The following is an 18,064-nucleotide window of genomic DNA, read 5'->3' on the forward strand; positions in this document are numbered from 1 at the left end:
GCAGTATTAAAGCGGTAAGCATAATTTTGGGAAACCGGTTACACATGGCTCTAAATATCTTTAATAAAAAATCATATAGCGGCAAATTAACTGATAAAGCATTTAATCTGAAATAATTCTGAATTCGCAATGACAGGAAGTAACAACAAAAAGAAAGGTTTACAACTTGAAAATTGTAAACCTTTTTTGCTAACTAAAGAGGAACAAACCTGACCATTTGCTCCATACATTCTGGCACTCATCTCCAAAACCCCATGCTTCAACTGCTGCTGCAAATTGGCGACGAAATTTTATCCGGTATAGCACAAAAGTGTTTTTTTCCCTTTGTATCGTGAATAAATTGTTTTTATAATGCAGTGTTACAGGTACGATCATAAACTTATAAATAGCTCAGCCACCATTTCTCTTTATGTTTATTCTTATAATGATCATACCATTTGCATAATGGGTATAAAATAATTACCACCAATATCCAGGTTATATATACTCCGGGCAATGAAAAACCTTCACCTGGCTTAATGAACTTAAAGGGCAATTCCGGCACACCTGCCATACCTTCTGCAAGCGAATGACCTCTTAATAAATATGCTATAAAAGATAAAGCATGCAGCAAATAAAAGTGAATAATGTAGTAAAAAAAAGGGACCCTTCCGAAAACAATTATGATCCTGCTCAACCAGCCATTTGTTTTTGCAAGAGCCAGAAAAATAAATGCTGCTCCGATAGTAAGACATAAATAAAGCAGCGATGGCGGATATTTCTGCACATTCACAAATGAAAGTAATGTAAAGAGATTATTGCTTTGCACAGTCCACGGCACAGGGTCTCCATATACATTGATGAAGCGTAATGCAATAAAAAAAACCAGGATACCAATACCAGCTCCAAGCAAAACAGTATTGCGTTTTTTCAAATCAAAAGCAGCAAAGATTTTACCTGAGCAATAACCAAGCATCATTAATCCTATCCATGGAAGAAGCGGATAAAAAACTCCAAGCAAATGATTATTCCATAAAGGCACAACTGTTTGTTTATGCAGCAAATACCACCAAAAGGGTAAATCGGTTCCTGCATTTTTTTCGGCAAAATCAAGCAGGTTATGCCCGCATACAATTACAATTCCTAACGCAAGCAACAAATTATACGGCAACCAGATAGCAAGCCCCAATATAATCATGCTTACTCCAATTGCCCATATCACCTGCAATACAATAAACCCATAATGAATATCGCCGGTGATACCGAATGTAACAACAAATACCTCTATTAAAATTAGCCAGGCGCCACGGCTGATTAAAAAGCGGCACAGTTCACCTTTCGGCTTACGCATACCTAATAACCATGCCGACATGCCCGAAAGAAATACGAAAACCGGCGCGCAAAAATGAGTGATCCACCGCGTGAAAAATAAAAACGCTGACGTATTAGCCAGGTCAAGCGGGTCACCTGTAAAAGCCTCTTTATGAAAAAAATCTCTTGTATGATCAAGTGCCATAATAATCATTACAAGCCCCCTGAGCAGATCTATAGATGTTATTCTTTTTCTTTCTGCGGTTAATGTTGGTTGCATATTGCATGTATGCCGTATATGGCATTATCCAAAAGTACTCATCTTTTAAAAAAATATCATATAATATGCAAAAGAAATTACAGCAATATGGGGTATACTGTATGCAGTAAAAAGTTGCAATAAGGCAGGATTAGCAATTTTGATCAGGCTATGCCAATGATCCCTAAATAATCCATAACAAGAATTGAAAAGAAAAATACAATGAATAAAACCAGCAGCATTTCAAATATTCTTTTCAGGTTATTTTTCATTACCGAACGAATAAGTATAGCCGCAGTAATATGAATTAAAATACCCAGGGAAAAAACAGATAAGCCGAGAAACAAAAACTGGCCAAATGTAAACGCTGCAATAAAAAAACCTGCCAGCATAAGCAGGCTGCCTGTTATTTTTAAGGGGGAATTAAGATACTTAACCATAGGATACTACTGTATGATTTAAACGATACCTGCTATTCAAAATTATTAAACAACAGGTGTCATGTGTTAAAACCACACACTGTATTCACAGTAATTTACCTAAGGCTAAAATGCAGTAAAGAGATGAATTATTTACCAAATTCCCCTGTCCATACAGCTTCTTTATTAAACAGGTTGATACCACTATCCGAATCGGTGCAGGCAAACATGCCGGTCCATTCATCATTAAGGTCAAAACAGTTATATGTTTTGCCATCAGCAGAAACCATATACCCCGTCCACTTACCTTTTACATCAAAGTTTAAAATAACCATCTGGTCTGCCCAAACAGCATAACCGGTGAGCCTGTCATTTTTATCATACATATAAAACCCTACCCAGGTACCGCTCATAACAGGATTTAAGCTAAGCGTACGCAAAGGGTTGATCACTTCATTATAGTGAGGGTTCACTTTTGTATTCAGCTTGGGATTGATGAGCGCGTTACTGCCGGGGTTAATAGCGGCATTTGAATAAGGATTCAGGTTCCAGTTAAACTGGGGATTTATTTTCAGATTCTTTTCAGGACTTATTCTTTCATTTGAGCTCGGACTGAGCGTTTTGTTTAAAGCAGGATTACGGTTAGCAGGAATCTGTTGGGCATAACCAACATTCAGTAATAAACAAATAACTAATACTACGGGTAAAATAAGTTTCATGCGCACAATTTTAAATTGGGTACTGTTACCACATAGGATATTAAATGAAGGCTAAAAGGTTGCAACAGGTATTGAATTATTATTAAAACAGCAGCGTAAATTCTGAAAAAAGAAATTAAAAAAATGCCGCAGCCAAAAACTGCGGCAATATACATTAATCAGTATAATTAATAGTGTAAAAAACTTATAAAGTTTTGAGCACGCTGTTCATATTTCTCACAGCATCGGCAGATTTAGCGAACAGTGCCTTTTCGTCATCGTTCAAATTAAAGTCTACGATTTTTTCCCAGCCGTTTTTACCTATAATTACAGGCACGCCAAGGCAAATATCTTTCTGGCCATATTCTCCATCAAGATAAACACAGCAGGGCATTAATCTTTTTTCGTCTCTTACTATGCTCTTTACAAGGTCGGCACCTGATGCACCTGGCGCATACCATGCTGAAGTGCCAATCAACCCTGTTAACGTTGCGCCGCCTACCATTGTATCAGCCGCAACTTTTTTTAGCGCCGCTTCACTTAAATATGAGCTAACCGGTGTACCCTGGTATGTTGCAAGCCTTGTAAGCGGTATCATTGTTGTATCGCCATGCCCGCCTATAACAACGCCTTTAAGATCGTTTGGAGAAGCAGGAATAGCCTGGCTGAGATAATATTTAAACCTTGAGCTGTCCAGCACACCACCCATACCAATTACCCTGTTTTTGGGCAATCCACTTGATGTAAGTGCCAGGTATGTCATTGTATCCATAGGATTACTGATGATGATGATAATAGCATCAGGAGAATACTGCAATATGTTTTGGGTAACATTTTTTACTATACCGGCGTTGATACCGATCAGCTCTTCACGGGTCATTCCAGGTTTGCGGGGAATACCGGAAGTTATTAAAACTACGCTACTGCCTTTTGTTTTGGAATAATCATTGGTTACACCGGTAATTTTTGTGTCAAACCCGAGTAAAGTTGCGGTTTGCATCATGTCAATAGACTTTCCTTCAGCTAAACCTTCTTTAATATCCAGTAAAACCAATTCTTCGCAAAGTGCTGCCCTGGCAATATTATCTGCACATGTTGCGCCAACGGCACCTGCGCCTACAACCGTTACTTTCATTGTTGCTATATGTTTTAAGTATTATAAAAATTTAAGGCAAAATAAACTATTTAACATACTCCAGCAAATCATCCATTTTAGCGGTTCCTTCAAATGTTTTGATAAGCTCATATTTTTTATCGTATATGGCAATAAAAGGAAACATCTTCAGCTTAAAATAACCGGTAAAAAAGAATTTTGGATCATAACCCACGGTAATATTCTTATAATCTTTCAGGTTGTATTTATCATAAAACTTCCTGGTTTTATCGAAAGCTATGGGTGTTACCATCAAAATTTGTGTACGTTTGAACTTATCGATATTGGCCTTGATCATTTCAGTTTCGTGCTGGCAATGCTCACAATCCGGGCTAAAAACCAGAACAAGGGTTTTCTTATTTTTAGGCAGGTCTTTTTTAGTATACCAGGTGGCGCTATCCGGTAAAAGCACAGAAAACTGGGGCAAAGGAAAATATGTATAAGCTGGAGCTGCGCTGTCTTTTTGGGCAAAGGAATAGCCTGATACCATGAGTAATGTTACAAACACAAGCAAGTGCTTCATTAGCTGGATTTTTTTGTTTGAAGATAAGATGTAATATGAAACCGGCAAGTTAACTGCATGTTGTTAAAAATATGCTGATATAAATATGATTTTAACATAGTTACGCAACAATATGTAGATTTGTATCGTCGTTTTTTATCATGAATGCCTCTATACGGTTAAAAATTGTATGATGAAAAAAGTTTGCTTATTCACGTTTTCAGTTTTACTGATGCTTGCTGCTTCAGCACAAAAATCAGCTAAAACTGCTCCTGTTGATAATAACAGGGAAATATTGCTTCTGAAAGAAACCAAATACGACTTTGGAAAAATTCCACAGGGAAAGCCGGTTAAACACATTTTTGAGGTAGTAAACACAACAAAAGAACCCTTACAGATTGAAAACGTGCAGGCTTCATGTGGTTGCACTACTCCTGAATGGGATCACACACCTATAGCACCTGGTGCAACAAAGCAGATAACCGTAGGCTATAATGCCGCAATGGGTGGACCGTTCGAAAAAACAATTACCGTTTTTTATGATTCAGGCAAAACAAAACAGTTTATAATAAAAGGTGAAGTTTGGCAAACGCCTTCCGAAGCTGCACCCGCTAATGCAAGTGTTCAATTATTAAAAAATATAAATTAATACTATAACAATGAAAAAACTACTTTTTACATTAGTAGCAGTTGCAGTTACATCATGGGCTGTAGCTCAAAACACAGACGCAAAGGTTAAGGCAGAAGATTTGATCAGCTTTAAAGAAAAGAAACACGACTTTGGCAAGATCAAACAAGGAACCCCGGTTACTTATGATTTTGCATTTAATAATATCAGTGATAAACCTGTTATTATAGAAAATGCGTGGGCATCATGCGGTTGCACAACACCAACAAAGCCTGAGCAACCTATTGCCAAAGGAAAAAGCAATGTGATCAAAGCCGGTTTTAATGCAGCGGCTGCCGGTACTTTCGATAAAACAGTATATGTAAAGATCCAGGGTATTGATATTCCGCTGGAGCTCAAAATAACCGGTGAAGTATTGAATGCAGAAGCATACGCAAAATATGTTGCTGAAAAGAAAGATAATAAAGGGGGAAGTAAATAGACACCTGACTCTCTTAAACAAAAAAACCTTTGCAAAAGCAAAGGTTTTTTTGTTTAGAATAATAATCTCAAAGATTATAAGTTTTTCAACGCCTCTTCCCCCATCGCATCTGTACCTAAAACCTTATCAGCAGGCGTTTGCGCATCTGCTATGTCTCTGGTGCGGAAGCCGGCTTTCAATACTTTATCCACCGCATTAATGATTGCCTCAGATTCTGCTTTCATCCCGAAAGATATATCCAGTAGTAAAGCAGCAGATAAAACTGATGCCAACGGATTAGCAAGCCCTTTACCGGTAATATCATGCGCAGAACCGTGTATAGGTTCATATACGCCTGTGCCATCACCTATGGATGCCGAAGCCAGCATACCCATTGAGCCGGCGATTTGTGATGCTTCATCAGTTAATATATCACCAAATAAATTAGCCGTTACCACCACATCAAAACGGCGGGGATCTTTGATCAGTATCATGGCAGCAGCGTCAACAAACTGGTGCTCCACTTCAATATCAGGATAATCAAGCGCTGTCTTCTGTACTACTTCACGCCACAGGCGGGAAGTTTCCAATACATTGGCTTTATCAACAGAACATAATTTTTTTCTTCTTGTCCTGGCAGCTTCAAATGCTTTACGGGCAATGCGCTCTACCTCGTAACGACTATATTCAGCTAAATCAAAAGCGGTGTCGCCATTGTTTTTTCTCCCTTTCTCACCAAAATATATATCGCCGGTAAGCTCCCTGAAAAATAATATATCAGCACCTTTTAGTACTTCAGGTTTTATGCTTGAAGCGCTCAGTAATTCATCAAATAATTTGATCGGGCGGAGATTGGCATATAATCCAAGCTCTTTACGCATTTTCAGCAAACCCTGTTCCGGCCTTACTTTCGCGGTAGGGTCATTATCATATTTCGGATGACCCACCGCGCCGAATAATATCGCATCCGACTTTTTCATTTTTGCCAGTGTTTCATCCGGCAAAGGATTTCCTGTTGCTTCAATAGCTACGTGCCCTATCAAGGCCTCATCATACGTAAATGTATGACCGAACTTTGCCGCTATTTTATCCAATACTTTTTTGCCAACTGCTGTTACTTCCTGTCCTATTCCATCGCCAGGAACAATGAGAATGTTTTTTGTCATTTTAGGTATGGTTACAAGTTTGTGGTTTGTAGTTTATAGTTTGTAGTTTATGGTTTGTAGTCTTTCAACTATAAACAAAGAACCATAAACCATGAATTGCTTATCGCTGATGGCTTTTACACCATATTCAGCATCTTCTGCGTTGCCTTTATCGCTGAAACCGTCTGGTCACTATCGAGCCCACGGGTTTTAAACTCTTTGTTATTATGCTTCCAGGTAATTACGGTTTCGCACAATGCGTCACTTTTACCGCCCGGAGGTATTCTCACCATATAATCTGTTAGCACCGGCAACTCCTGTTTTCTTTGCTTATATACCTTTTTCAATGCATTCATAAACGCATCATACTGCCCATCGCCCTGCGCATGCTCTTCGTATGAATCACCATGCACGGTAACCCTTACGGTTGCAGAAGGATGCATACTCTTTGAATGCGTGAGCACATAATTATCAATACTTACTTTATCCTGGATAGCATTATCGAGTATATCAGATATGATATAAGGCAGGTCAGCCTGTGTTACTACCTCTTTCCTGTCACCCAGTTCAATAATACGCTGCGTTACTTTTTTAAGGTCCGCGTCAGAGAGCTGTATACCTAATTGCTGCAGGTTATTTTCAATATTTGCTTTTCCGCTTGTTTTACCCAGGGCATATTTGCGCTGGCGGCCGAAGCGCTCCGGCATCAGGTCGGAGAAGTACAATTTGTTTTTCTTATCGCCGTCTGCATGTATGCCCGCGGTTTGTGTAAATACGTTTTCCCCAACAACGGGTTTATTGGCAGGGATACGAAAACCGGAAAAAGTTTCTACCAGTTTGCTTACAGTATACAATGACTTTTCAACTACGGAAGTTTTAATATCCGGCATAAAATCATGCAATACTGCTATAGCGCTGGCAAGCGGTGCATTCCCCGCTCTCTCGCCCATACCGTTTACCGTAAGATGCAAGCCATGCGCACCGGCTCTTATTGCTTCAAGTATATTAGCTGTGCCAAGATCATAATCGTTATGTCCGTGAAAATCAAAATGTATTTCAGGATAGCGTACTGTAATTTCAGATACAAATTCATATACTTCCGAAGGAATCAGTATACCCAGTGTATCAGGAAGCATAACTCTTTTAACGGGTTGTGTAGCGATAAAGTCTAAATATTGAAACACATAATCTTTTGAATGACGCATACCATTGCTCCAGTCTTCAAGATATACATTGGTTTCAATACCTTTCTTTTTAGCCAATGCAATAACCGCGGCTATATCAGCAAAATGTTCTTCAGGCTTTTTCTTTAATTGATGTGTAAGATGATTGAGCGAGCCTTTCGTTAAGAGGTTCATCACTTTAGCACCGGCTTTCTGCATCCATTCAATAGATGTATCGCCATCCACAAAAGTGAGCACTTCAATTTTATGTAAATAATTATTCGCTTTAGCCCAGCCAGTAATCTTTTTCACTGCGTCAAATTCACCTTCTGATACACGGGCTGAAGCAATTTCAATACGATCAACTTTTACTTCAGTAAGCAATAACTGGGCTATTGTTAGTTTTTCTGAGGCAGAAAAAGATACACCACTGGTTTGTTCACCATCACGCAGGGTTGTATCCATTATTTCAATGTATCTAACCTCTTTCCCAGTTCCTTTTCTAAGGAGAGGGGAACTGGTAACCGTTATGTCCTGGGATGTCATTGTATAATTAAAGATATTTAATAAGTCCTTCCCTGGCTGCCAGCATGCAGGCTTTGAGAAGGGGAATGGGCTTTTAGTATAAACTTGCAGCCGCAAAAGATTCTATATCACCTTTCATTGCCTGCAGGTAATCAATATCATCATAACCATTCATCAGGTTATGTTTTTTATAACCGTTGATATCAAATTTTTCACTTTCACCTGTAGCAAGTAAAGTAATGGTTTGCTCAGGAAGGTTCACTTCTACAGCTGTTTTTGGATCAGCCTCAATAGCCTTGAATATTTTATCCAGGAACGCTTCACTAACCGTTACAGGCAGTATACCGATATTTAAGGAATTTCCCTTGAAAATGTCTGCAAAAAAGCTGGATACCACGCAACGAAATCCGTAATCATAAATAGCCCAGGCCGCATGTTCACGACTGCTGCCGCTGCCAAAATTTTTTCCACCTACCAGTATTTTCCCTGAATAGATAGGATTGTTCAGTACAAAATCTTTTTTGGGGGTATCATCACTATTATAACGCCAGTCGCGGAAAAGATTATCACCAAAACCTTTTCTTTCTGTTGCTTTTAAAAATCTTGCCGGGATGATCTGGTCTGTATCTACATTTTCAATCGGCATTGGAACCGCTGTGCTTCTTAATACTGTGAATTTATCGTAAGCCATAAAAGATTGCTGATTTGAGATTCGAAATTTGAGATTTACCACTGAAAGCTGACCGCTGATGGCTGATAGCTAATTACCCTTAGCCCTACGCCTCGCTTAACAACTCCCTTGGATCCGTTACTACACCTGTTACCGCAACCGCCGCTGCCACATAAGGGCTTGCAAGCAATGTACGTGCCCCGGGGCCCTGGCGGCCTTCAAAGTTTCTGTTGCTTGTACTTACCGCATATTTCCCAGCGGGGATCTTATCATCGTTCATAGCAAGACAGGCAGAACAACCAGGTTGCCTTAACTGAAAGCCTGCTTCATTCAAAATTTCTAAAATGCCTTCTTCTTTTATCTGCGCTTCCACAATATGCGAACCGGGTACTAACCATGCGGTAATATTATCTGCTTTTTTCCTGCCTTTCACCACTTTGGCAAAGGCACGAAAATCTTCAATGCGTCCATTGGTACAACTTCCTAAGAACACATAATCTATTTTCTTGCCGATCAATGGCTGACCTTCTTGGAAATCCATATAAGCCAAAGATTTTTTGTAAGAAGCTTCACCATCCTTAACCTCTGTAGCTTTAGGAATGGAATGTGTAATGCCGGTTCCTAAGCCCGGGTTGGTACCATATGTTATTTGTGGTTCAATATCGGCAGCATCAAAAACCAGTTCTTTATCAAATGTAGCGCCGGCATCTGTTTTTAATGTTTTCCAGTAAGCCAGTGCCTTATCCCAAGCCTCACCTTTAGGTGCTTTATCTCTGCCCTTTACATAATTGAAAGTAGTTTCATCAGGCGCTATCATACCGCCACGGGCGCCCATTTCAATACTCATATTACAAACCGTCATGCGGCCTTCCATACTCATGTTTTCAAAAACCTCGCCGGCATATTCGCAGAAATAACCGGTAGCACCGCTTGCTGTAATCTGCGAGATTATATATAAAGCCACATCTTTGGGTAATACACCTTTACCAAGCCTGCCATTGATAACAATGCGCATTTTCTTTGGCTTTGGTTGCATGATACACTGAGAAGCCAGCACCATTTCCACCTCGGAAGTACCAATACCAAACGCAATACAGCCAAAAGCGCCGTGTGTGGATGTATGCGAGTCTCCGCACACTATTGTCATACCCGGCAGTGTAATCCCGTTTTCAGGGCCAACCACGTGTACAATGCCATTTTTAGGGCTTCCTAATGCCCAGATGGAAATACCATATTTTTCAGCATTGCTGGAAAGCGCAGCCAACTGTTTTGCAGAAAGCGGGTCTTTAACCGGCTGATCCTGGTGAATAGTGGGGGTATTATGATCTGCCGTAGCAAAAGTGCGCTGCGGATATAAAACCGAAATACCGCGATTTTCAATACCGAGAAAAGCCACGGGGCTGGTAACTTCGTGAATAAAATGACGGTCAATAAAAAACACATCAGGGCCATCGGGAATACTTCTTACAACATGGGCATCCCAAACTTTATCAAACAAGGTGGAAGGCTTGTTACTCATAGCTGAATAATTTTTAAGAGAGGCGCAAATTTCCTAAATAATAACCGAATAATAATATTTTATTTGGGCTATTTAAGCTTTGCAGCGTTAAAATTCAGTGTAAAGCTAACAATTGTTTGTTTTAGGGGATCAAAAAAAGACAACAATATCAATGTGCTGTTCTTCGCTTTTGAGACCCTTTGGTTTTTGAACTGAAAATCCTTACCTTAACCTGTAAACACCATTACATGAAAAGCGCTAACCTGCTTACTTGTTTTTGTTGTATTGCTATCTGCACGCAATCGCAAAATGCCCGCTCACCGGTGGTTGCCTGGTATACTTCTTCCGGGGCTTACAGTAAAAATTTTTCAGATGTATTTTCAATCAATAATAATATTGCAGCGCTTGCGGCAGTAAAAAATTTTAGTGCAGCGGTATATGGTGAAAAAAGATTTTTACTTACGGAGCTGGGGCTTTATTCAGCCATTCTTGCCCAAACAACTGCTTCAGGAAATTTCTCCCTGTCTGCCAATTATTACGGCTACAAAGCATACAATGAATCAGAATTATCTGTTGGTTATGGCAGAAAGCTGAGTGATAAAGTTGATATTGGTATCAAATTCAATTACTTCAGCCTGCGTATTCCGTCATACGGCAAAGCTTCTGCCTTTAATTTTGACGCAGGCGCTATTTTCCATATTACGGAGCAATTACACTCAGGCATTAATATTTACAACCCGCTCAGCAGCAAATTAGGCAGGCACACAGCAGAAAAATTGATGCCGGTATATAAAGCAGGGCTGGGATATGATTTTTCAACTTCATTTTTTAGTGGTATAGAAGTAATAAAAGAACAGGGAAGCACAACCGGCATTCATGCTTCATTTCAATATAAGCCGGTTACACAGCTTTTTGCAAGGGCAGGCATTGTTACATCCAATCATTCCTGGTATGCAGGTATTGGTTGTTTGTTTAAAGAACTACGGGTAGATGTCACCGTGAGCATGCATCAGCAGCTAGGCATATCGCCTGGTATATTACTCCTGTATGGCATTAAAAAACAGGAAAAGGAATGAAATGCCCGCTTGCCATAATAGGTATGTTCTTATGTTTGGATGTGTATGCGCAAACACAGCCTGTTGCCGGTATGGAACAGCAAATGGAAAACATTACGGAGCAAAATGAAGATATGGAAGCAACCGATGATAGCTGGATGCAGCAAATGGAATACCTTAAAAAAAGCCCTTTGAACCTTAATACTGCCAATGTGGAAGACCTGGAATCATTACAAATTTTAAACCCGCTTCAGATTGAAAATTTTATAAGCTATAGAAAATTACTGGGAAAGCTTATCAGCATATATGAGCTGCAGGCTGTGCCGGAATGGGATATCCCGACTATACAAAAATTACTATCCTACATTACCATAACAAATGCAATTACCGTAATAGAAGATTTTAAGAACAGGCTGAAAAAAGGAACACACAGTATTGTAATGCGCTATTCAAGAACGCTTGAACAAAGTGATGGTTACTCATCCAAAGACTCGGGGCAAAGCTTTTATGCAGGCGACCCGTCGCGGATGATGATGCGATACAAATATCAATACAAAAATTTGCTGCAATATGGAGTAACGGCAGCCAAAGACGCAGGTGAAACTTTTTTTAAAGGAAGTTCAAAGTATGGATTTGACTTCTATTCCTTTCATTTATTTGCAAAAGGTACCGGACTCATCAAATCTGTTGCGCTGGGTGATTATACAGTAAATATGGGGCAAGGTTTGATCTATTGGCAGGGATTGTCCTTTGGTAAAGGCGGCGATGCGGCAAACATTAAACGACAATCTGCAGTATTAAAACCTTACAACGCTGCCGGTTCATATTATTTTAACAGGGGCGCGGCAGTGACTGTAGGCATCAATCACTGGCAGGCAACAGGATTTATTTCCATCCGGAAACTGGATGCTAATCTTACCAGCACAGACACACTTTCAGAAGATATCGCTTCATCTATTCATATATCCGGCTATCACCGAACGCCGGCTGAGATTGAAGATAAAAGCAACTTGCAACTCACCAGCTATGGAGGCAATATTAAGTATGCAACTAATAAATGGCAGATAGGTATAAATGCGGTACGGTATCAATTCAGTAGTGTTATTCAAAAAAAGGAAGTGCCTTATAACCTGTATGCTTTTTCCGGTAAGAACTGGCTGAATTATAGTACTGACTACAGTTTCTCCTATCGCAACATTCATTTTTTTGGTGAAACGGCTGTTGATAAAAATAACAATATGGCTACGCTGAATGGTCTGCTGGTTAGTGCAGACCGCAAAGTTGATATTATGTTTCTCTACAGGAACATCTCTGCAAAATTTCAATCGCTTTCTGGCAATGCATTTACGGTTAACACTTTACCAACAAATGAAAGAGGTTTATATGCCGGCATAAATATGCGCCCGGTATACAAGATAAGGATAGATGCATATACCGATTTATTTTCTTTCGCATGGCTGAAATACCGGGTTGACGCGCCATCGCGGGGGCAGGAATATTTCCTGCAATGCACTTATATGCCTTCAAAGCAGGCAGAAGTTTCTACACGATTTCGCTCAATAAATAAACCTCTTAACCATAAATCAACAGATAACGCATTAAATGAGGTCATTAACTTTACAAACCGTTCATGGCGTACGCAGATCAATTACCAGTTAAATCCGGCATGGAGCATCCGGCAAAGATTTGAATTGCTATGGTATTCCGGGGAAAATGATAATCAGGAGAAAGGCTTCCTCGGTTTTTTTGATGTTTTCTTTAAACCCAAAATAAATAGTTTCAGCATCAATGCAAGGTTGCAGTATTTTGAAAGCGATAGTTATAATTCCCGGTTATACGCTTATGAAAACGATGTATTATACTATTATGCAGTACCGGTATTTTATGATAAAGGCGTAAGATATTATCTCAACCTGAAATACAGCATACTAAAATCAGTAAGCATCTGGATAAAATGGGGGCAATCCATTTACAATAATAAAACCAGCATTGGCAGCGGCTTAGACGAAATTACAGGCAACACAAAATCTGAGATAAGAGTATTGTTATCTGCTAATTTTTAAGTCGGCAACAGATTTTTATATAAGTTTTGATTACACTACATATCTGTTATATACATTTGCACAAACTTCCATCATGGCAGATCAACAACAACCGAACCAGTTAAATATAGAAATTTCAGAAGAAGTAGCAGAAGGCGTTTATGCCAACCTGGCCATTATAACACATAGTCATGCTGAATTTGTAGTGGATTTTGTAAATGTGATGCCCGGCACTCCCAAAAGCAAAGTAAAATCAAGAATAATACTCACACCTCAACATGCCAAGCGTTTTATGAAAGCGCTTATTGATAATGTAAAACGCTTTGAGGCAGCTAATGGCCCCATACAGGATATTGAAGAAGTGCAGATACCGATGAATTTTGGAGGACCAACGGCACAGGCGTAGGAATACACATTATTTAATGCCTACGTATCTTCTATACACATTCATTCCTAACATTGATATTGTAGCCCTCTAATTTTTCTTTTAACGTTAACCACATAGCGTCGCTTAACGTCGAAGCAGGATAAAGTTCATTCCTGAAATCCTTTGTTATTATTCGTAAACAATAGGGCATTTTTGATTGAGTTTCAAATGTCACTTCTTTTATATCTGAAATTTTATATACTTTTTTCTTCCAGAAGAAATTGTGATTACGAACTATAAAATAATTATCAGAAACTTTAAAATAATGCATTTGATAAGAGAACAGGATAAACCAGAATACCGCAAATCCAGACACAATAAAAAATGAAGCAGAAGGGTTAGGACTTTTAACACTTATGAGAAGATACACAATAAAAACAATAAACCCCCATAACATAAGTCCTCGTATGGATGTCAATTGCTCACCTCTGAATATTACATAAGAATCTCCTTCCACAATATTACTATCAGGCAAAGGGACTATAGTTGGAAAAAACGCTGCTTTATCAATTACCTGATGTTTTAAAAATGATTTTATTTCTGCTGAATTAGCATACATTTCATCAAATATATACTTAGTCTTTCCTGAATTAAACGTTAATGTAGCTGCCTCCATTGGAAAATCAACAAGATATTTAAATGGGCGTTTACCTGTAAATACAACTGATTTGATATCACATAGTGCGAACACTTCTTTGTTAAAGGCGATAAAATTTTTATTCAGCTCAATCTTCGGTACATTTTTTATATACCGGTAAAGAGTATATGCTGCAAAAAAATAGCATACAATGCTAAATACAGGCATCAATATTCTGGAAGGCATTAATTGTTCTTTTCCGACAGACTTAATATAAATAAATAGTAAAAATGTCGCAAGAGTCACAAAAAATAATGTTCCAAAGATAATAGAGAGATAAAATTTGTAAAAATGCCGCCGGGCAATTATAGTTGTCATAAAACCATGTCAGAATCAGGGTAAATATGAGATGCTAAAGCATCGAATTTTCACCTTTATCATCTCACTTTTCATACTCCTCAAGCGCTTTCTCCAAGCAATCCATTGCATTGTTTATGGCATCCACATTCAGCACATAGGCAAAGCGTACTTCATTTTTTCCCAAACCGGGTGTGCTGTAAAAACCGGTTCCCGGCGCCATCATTACGGTCTGGTTATTGTATGAGAAGGATTCGAGTATCCACTGGCAAAATTTATCACTATCATCAACCGGTAGCTTAGCCATCGCGTAAAAAGCACCGCCGGGATCCGGGCAAAAAACACCCGGTATACCATTCAGCCTTTTTACAAGCGTATCTCTTCTTAATTTGTATTCCGCTTTTGTAGCGTCAAAATAATTATCAGGTAAATCAAGTGCAGCTTCCCCGGCAATCTGACCAAAACCAGGCGGGCTTAACCTCGCCTGCGCAAACTTGAGCGCTGTTTCAATTACCTGCTTATTTTTTGTGATCATTGCTCCGATTCTTGCCCCGCAGGAACTATATCTTTTTGAAATGGTATCCAGCAGTATTACATTTTCTTCAATACCTTCTAAACGCATAGCGCTGAAATGCCCGCCTGCATAGCAAAACTCGCGGTAAGCCTCATCTGAAAACAAAAACAGGTTATGCTTTTTTACTATTGTTTTAAGTATTTCCAATTCTTCGCGGCTGTATAAATACCCTGTAGGATTATTGGGATTGCAGATTAAAATAGCCTTGGTGCGACTGGTGATCTTTTGCTCAAAATCCTCTATGGGAGGTAATGCAAAACCACTTTCAATAGAAGATGGAACAGGTATAACCTTTACCCCTGCTTCAATAGCAAAACCATTGTAATTAGCATAGAACGGCTCAGGTGTAATCACTTCATCACCGGCATCCATGCAGCTCATCATGGCAAACAAGATAGCTTCAGAACCACCGGTGGTAATAATAATATCAGTATAATCAACAGTAATTTGTTGCTTTTGGTAATAACCTGTCAGCTTGCGGCGATAGCTTTCATTGCCTGCGCTATGGCTATATTCCAATATTTTAAAATTTGACCGCCGAACGGCATCCAATTCAAGCGCTGGTGTTTCTATATCAGGCTGGCCGATATTTAAATGATATACTTTAATTCCTTTCTGTTTTGCTTTTTCCGCATAAGGAACCAATTTTCTTATGGGAGAAGCGGGCATTACCCGCCCCCTGTTGCTGATGGATAACATATTACAAAGATATGATTTGCCTTTTGATCTTTGGGTTTTCAATTCTACCTTTGCGCCATGCAAATACTGGATGGTAAATTAGTTTCACAGGCTGTAAAGGATGACCTGAAAAAGAAAGTAGATACACTTAAGCAGGAAGGTAAAAAAACGCCACACCTCGTGGCTATATTAATTGGTACCAATGGCGCCAGCGAAACTTATGTGGCTTCAAAAGTAAAAACCTGCGGGGAAATAGGTTTTGAGTCTACATTGATCCGCTATGAAGATACCATAGATGAAGCCACTTTATTAAAAAAGATTGAGGAACTAAATGCGGACGCCGCTATTGACGGTATACTGGTTCAGCTACCGCTTCCCAAACAGATTTCGGAAGAAAAGGTAATCAATGCCATTGCCGCTGAAAAAGATGTAGACGGTTTTCATCCTTCCAATATAGGCAAAATGGTGCAGGGGCAACCTGCCTATATCCCTGCCACACCCTATGGCATTTTATTATTGCTAGAGCATTATAATATTGAAACCAAAGGCAAACACGCTGTGGTGATCGGCAGAAGTAATATTGTGGGCAGACCAATGAGTATTCTGCTGAGCCAGAATACGGCAACTGGCAATTGCACGGTAACTTTATGCCACTCGCATACAAAAAACATGAAAGAAATTTGTTTGCAGGCCGATATTATCGTTGCCGCTTTAGGTAAACCGGAGTTTCTGAAAGCGGATATGGTAAAAGAAGGCGCAGTGGTAATTGATGTAGGTATTACAAGAGTAGAAGACAAAACCAAAAAGAAAGGATACGCTATTAAAGGCGATGTGGATTTTGAAGCTGTAGCCCCTAAATGCAGTTATATAACCCCTGTACCTGGTGGTGTAGGTGCTATGACCATTGCCGCACTGATGAAAAACACATTGCTTGCAGCGGAAGGAAAGTGAAAAGATTTGAAATTTGAGATTGGGGAAAGTTTGTGGTTTGCAGTTTATGGTTTAAAGTTGACGTAGTATATCGTTACCCTTAAACTGAAAACCTGAAACTTCAAACCCAAAACCTGTAACTTAAAACAAAACGTGCGTTTGGAAACAGTAGTTGATATAGAAAAACAAACGCTTCCTGTAATGGAGGCATTTTACACATTGCAGGGCGAAGGTATGCACCAGGGTAAGGCTGCGTATTTTATACGGCTTGGCGGTTGCGATGTGGGCTGTGTTTGGTGTGATGTAAAAGAAAGCTGGAATGCAAATGCCCATCCGCAAAAAGAAACTTACACTATTATTACAGAAGCATTGAAGGAAATTCCCGGGCAATGCGCTTCTCCTCAAAACAATAATGTAATTGCTGTGGTTACCGGTGGCGAACCTTTAATGCATCATCTCGATGAATTAACTACTTCATTAAAGCAAGCTGGATTCAGAACACATATTGAAACTTCGGGAAGCAGCCCTTTGTCCGGAACCTGGGACTGGATTTGCTTATCACCCAAAAAATTTAAAGCACCATTGCCTGAAATACTTTCGCAAGCGGATGAATTGAAAGTAGTGGCATATAATAAATCTGATTTTAAATGGGCTGAGCAGTTTGAAAAACAGGTAAGCAGTAAATGCAAATTGTATCTTCAGCCGGAATGGAGCAAAGCACAGGTTATGACACCACTTATTATAGCATATATTAAGGAACATCCGCAATGGCAACTCAGCCTGCAGGTACATAAATATCTTAATATTCCTTAATCATTTACCATTAGGTAATTGTAAAGATCATTTTCTGTTTCATTTTTCTTTACCAATCACTCGAAAAATTCAACCGTTTGCTCAATGTTTTAAGAATCTTAAAACTTCGTCTATACATTTACGACAGATATCAAATTAAAAAAACGGGACGGTTAATATATAACACCAGGGTACAACGGCGGCAGCAAATGCCGCCTTTTT

At 39.2% G+C, this 18,064-nt stretch carries 18 protein-coding genes; 7 read left to right on the forward strand and 11 right to left on the reverse strand.

From position 1 onward, the window contains the following. Positions 1–379 precede the first annotated feature (379 nt). The 5 genes from DC498_RS17855 to DC498_RS17875 form a co-directional block, all read right to left on the reverse strand. Positions 380–1,570 (reverse strand): DUF1624 domain-containing protein, encoded by a 1,191-nt coding sequence (locus DC498_RS17855; RefSeq protein ID WP_116875516.1) that lies wholly within the window; start codon positions 1,568–1,570, stop codon positions 380–382. A 143-nt stretch (positions 1,571–1,713) separates the two neighbouring features. After that, a complete protein-coding gene (locus DC498_RS17860) occupies positions 1,714–1,989 on the reverse strand; it encodes a hypothetical protein (protein ID WP_116875517.1) in 276 nt (91 codons plus the stop codon). Between the two features lie 128 nt (positions 1,990–2,117). Next, positions 2,118–2,687 (reverse strand): hypothetical protein, encoded by a 570-nt coding sequence (locus tag DC498_RS17865; RefSeq protein ID WP_116875518.1) that lies wholly within the window; start codon positions 2,685–2,687, stop codon positions 2,118–2,120. Positions 2,688–2,871: 184 nt separating this feature from the next. Then, positions 2,872–3,801 carry a malate dehydrogenase gene (gene mdh, locus DC498_RS17870; RefSeq protein ID WP_116875519.1) on the reverse strand — a complete coding sequence of 310 codons (930 nt, stop codon included), beginning with the start codon at positions 3,799–3,801 and terminating at the stop codon, positions 2,872–2,874. 46 nt (positions 3,802–3,847) lie between these two features. Then, positions 3,848–4,342: a TlpA family protein disulfide reductase gene (locus DC498_RS17875; RefSeq protein ID WP_116875520.1), complete on the reverse strand. Its 495-nt coding sequence runs from the start codon at positions 4,340–4,342 to the stop codon at positions 3,848–3,850. 172 nt (positions 4,343–4,514) lie between these two features. Between DC498_RS17875 and DC498_RS17880 the strand changes: the two genes are divergently transcribed. Together DC498_RS17880 and DC498_RS17885 are read left to right on the forward strand one after the other, a co-directional pair. After that, complete coding sequence (locus tag DC498_RS17880) at positions 4,515–4,970, forward strand: DUF1573 domain-containing protein (protein ID WP_116875579.1); 456 nt, start codon at positions 4,515–4,517, stop codon at positions 4,968–4,970. A gap of 10 nt (positions 4,971–4,980) precedes the next feature. Continuing rightward, positions 4,981–5,430: a DUF1573 domain-containing protein gene (locus DC498_RS17885; RefSeq protein ID WP_116875521.1), complete on the forward strand. Its 450-nt coding sequence runs from the start codon at positions 4,981–4,983 to the stop codon at positions 5,428–5,430. A 74-nt stretch (positions 5,431–5,504) separates the two neighbouring features. Here the strand turns inward: DC498_RS17885 and leuB are convergent, their stop codons facing one another. From leuB to leuC, 4 genes are all read right to left on the reverse strand, one after another. Then, on the reverse strand, positions 5,505–6,575 hold the full coding sequence (leuB, locus tag DC498_RS17890) for a 3-isopropylmalate dehydrogenase (RefSeq protein WP_116875522.1): 1,071 nt from the start codon (positions 6,573–6,575) through the stop codon (positions 5,505–5,507). 116 nt (positions 6,576–6,691) lie between these two features. Then, positions 6,692–8,263, reverse strand: a complete 1,572-nt coding sequence (locus DC498_RS17895) for an alpha-isopropylmalate synthase regulatory domain-containing protein (protein ID WP_240628044.1) — start codon at positions 8,261–8,263, stop codon at positions 6,692–6,694. Positions 8,264–8,336: 73 nt separating this feature from the next. Beyond that, the gene (gene leuD / locus DC498_RS17900; protein ID WP_116875523.1) at positions 8,337–8,933 is read right to left on the reverse strand and encodes a 3-isopropylmalate dehydratase small subunit; all 597 of its coding nucleotides are present in this window, start codon (positions 8,931–8,933) and stop codon (positions 8,337–8,339) included. 85 nt (positions 8,934–9,018) lie between these two features. Continuing rightward, positions 9,019–10,431 (reverse strand): 3-isopropylmalate dehydratase large subunit, encoded by a 1,413-nt coding sequence (gene leuC, locus DC498_RS17905; protein WP_116875524.1) that lies wholly within the window; start codon positions 10,429–10,431, stop codon positions 9,019–9,021. Between the two features lie 227 nt (positions 10,432–10,658). Between leuC and DC498_RS17910 the strand changes: the two genes are divergently transcribed. From DC498_RS17910 to DC498_RS17920, 3 genes are all read left to right on the forward strand, one after another. Further along, entirely contained in the window at positions 10,659–11,486 is an 828-nt protein-coding gene (locus DC498_RS17910; RefSeq protein ID WP_116875525.1) for a hypothetical protein, read from the forward strand. Continuing rightward, positions 11,483–13,528, forward strand: coding sequence for a ComEA family DNA-binding protein (locus DC498_RS17915; protein ID WP_116875526.1), 2,046 nt, complete (start codon positions 11,483–11,485; stop codon positions 13,526–13,528). Before DC498_RS17910 ends, DC498_RS17915 begins: the two co-directional genes overlap by 4 nt. A gap of 73 nt (positions 13,529–13,601) precedes the next feature. Beyond that, complete coding sequence (locus DC498_RS17920) at positions 13,602–13,913, forward strand: DUF3467 domain-containing protein (RefSeq protein ID WP_116875527.1); 312 nt, start codon at positions 13,602–13,604, stop codon at positions 13,911–13,913. Between the two features lie 31 nt (positions 13,914–13,944). Here DC498_RS17920 and DC498_RS17925 read toward each other — a convergent pair whose 3' ends face one another. Together DC498_RS17925 and DC498_RS17930 are read right to left on the reverse strand one after the other, a co-directional pair. Further along, on the reverse strand, positions 13,945–14,889 hold the full coding sequence (locus DC498_RS17925; RefSeq protein WP_116875528.1) for a hypothetical protein: 945 nt from the start codon (positions 14,887–14,889) through the stop codon (positions 13,945–13,947). 64 nt (positions 14,890–14,953) lie between these two features. Beyond that, positions 14,954–16,141, reverse strand: coding sequence for a pyridoxal phosphate-dependent aminotransferase (locus DC498_RS17930; protein ID WP_116875581.1), 1,188 nt, complete (start codon positions 16,139–16,141; stop codon positions 14,954–14,956). Positions 16,142–16,198: 57 nt separating this feature from the next. Here DC498_RS17930 and DC498_RS17935 point away from each other — a divergent pair, with 57 nt between their 5' ends. Together DC498_RS17935 and DC498_RS17940 are read left to right on the forward strand one after the other, a co-directional pair. Beyond that, on the forward strand, positions 16,199–17,071 hold the full coding sequence (locus tag DC498_RS17935; protein ID WP_116875529.1) for a bifunctional 5,10-methylenetetrahydrofolate dehydrogenase/5,10-methenyltetrahydrofolate cyclohydrolase: 873 nt from the start codon (positions 16,199–16,201) through the stop codon (positions 17,069–17,071). Between the two features lie 180 nt (positions 17,072–17,251). Beyond that, the gene (locus tag DC498_RS17940; protein WP_116875582.1) at positions 17,252–17,863 is read left to right on the forward strand and encodes a 7-carboxy-7-deazaguanine synthase QueE; all 612 of its coding nucleotides are present in this window, start codon (positions 17,252–17,254) and stop codon (positions 17,861–17,863) included. Positions 17,864–18,064 lie beyond the last annotated feature (201 nt).

This window comes from Terrimonas sp. (genome assembly GCF_003075435.1).
In the GTDB taxonomy this organism is placed as follows: Bacteria; Bacteroidota; Bacteroidia; order Chitinophagales; family Chitinophagaceae; genus Agriterribacter.

What these genes read in the sequence shown, in the direction of transcription:
- DC498_RS17910 (WP_116875525.1), top strand. Translation starts at nt 10,659, where the DNA reads ATGAAAAGCGCTAACCTGCTTACTTGTTTTTGTTGTATTGCTATCTGC.
- DC498_RS17860 (WP_116875517.1), bottom strand. Translation starts at nt 1,989, where the DNA reads ATGGTTAAGTATCTTAATTCCCCCTTAAAAATAACAGGCAGCCTGCTT.
- DC498_RS17915 (WP_116875526.1), top strand. Translation starts at nt 11,483, where the DNA reads ATGAAATGCCCGCTTGCCATAATAGGTATGTTCTTATGTTTGGATGTG.
- DC498_RS17925 (WP_116875528.1), bottom strand. Translation starts at nt 14,889, where the DNA reads ATGACAACTATAATTGCCCGGCGGCATTTTTACAAATTTTATCTCTCT.
- leuB (WP_116875522.1), bottom strand. Translation starts at nt 6,575, where the DNA reads ATGACAAAAAACATTCTCATTGTTCCTGGCGATGGAATAGGACAGGAA.
- DC498_RS17885 (WP_116875521.1), top strand. Translation starts at nt 4,981, where the DNA reads ATGAAAAAACTACTTTTTACATTAGTAGCAGTTGCAGTTACATCATGG.
- DC498_RS17920 (WP_116875527.1), top strand. Translation starts at nt 13,602, where the DNA reads ATGGCAGATCAACAACAACCGAACCAGTTAAATATAGAAATTTCAGAA.
- DC498_RS17880 (WP_116875579.1), top strand. Translation starts at nt 4,515, where the DNA reads ATGAAAAAAGTTTGCTTATTCACGTTTTCAGTTTTACTGATGCTTGCT.
- leuC (WP_116875524.1), bottom strand. Translation starts at nt 10,431, where the DNA reads ATGAGTAACAAGCCTTCCACCTTGTTTGATAAAGTTTGGGATGCCCAT.
- DC498_RS17875 (WP_116875520.1), bottom strand. Translation starts at nt 4,342, where the DNA reads ATGAAGCACTTGCTTGTGTTTGTAACATTACTCATGGTATCAGGCTAT.
- DC498_RS17895 (WP_240628044.1), bottom strand. Translation starts at nt 8,263, where the DNA reads ATGACATCCCAGGACATAACGGTTACCAGTTCCCCTCTCCTTAGAAAA.
- DC498_RS17940 (WP_116875582.1), top strand. Translation starts at nt 17,252, where the DNA reads ATGGAGGCATTTTACACATTGCAGGGCGAAGGTATGCACCAGGGTAAG.
- DC498_RS17855 (WP_116875516.1), bottom strand. Translation starts at nt 1,570, where the DNA reads ATGCAACCAACATTAACCGCAGAAAGAAAAAGAATAACATCTATAGAT.
- mdh (WP_116875519.1), bottom strand. Translation starts at nt 3,801, where the DNA reads ATGAAAGTAACGGTTGTAGGCGCAGGTGCCGTTGGCGCAACATGTGCA.
- leuD (WP_116875523.1), bottom strand. Translation starts at nt 8,933, where the DNA reads ATGGCTTACGATAAATTCACAGTATTAAGAAGCACAGCGGTTCCAATG.
- DC498_RS17865 (WP_116875518.1), bottom strand. Translation starts at nt 2,687, where the DNA reads ATGAAACTTATTTTACCCGTAGTATTAGTTATTTGTTTATTACTGAAT.
- DC498_RS17930 (WP_116875581.1), bottom strand. Translation starts at nt 16,141, where the DNA reads ATGTTATCCATCAGCAACAGGGGGCGGGTAATGCCCGCTTCTCCCATA.
- DC498_RS17935 (WP_116875529.1), top strand. Translation starts at nt 16,199, where the DNA reads ATGCAAATACTGGATGGTAAATTAGTTTCACAGGCTGTAAAGGATGAC.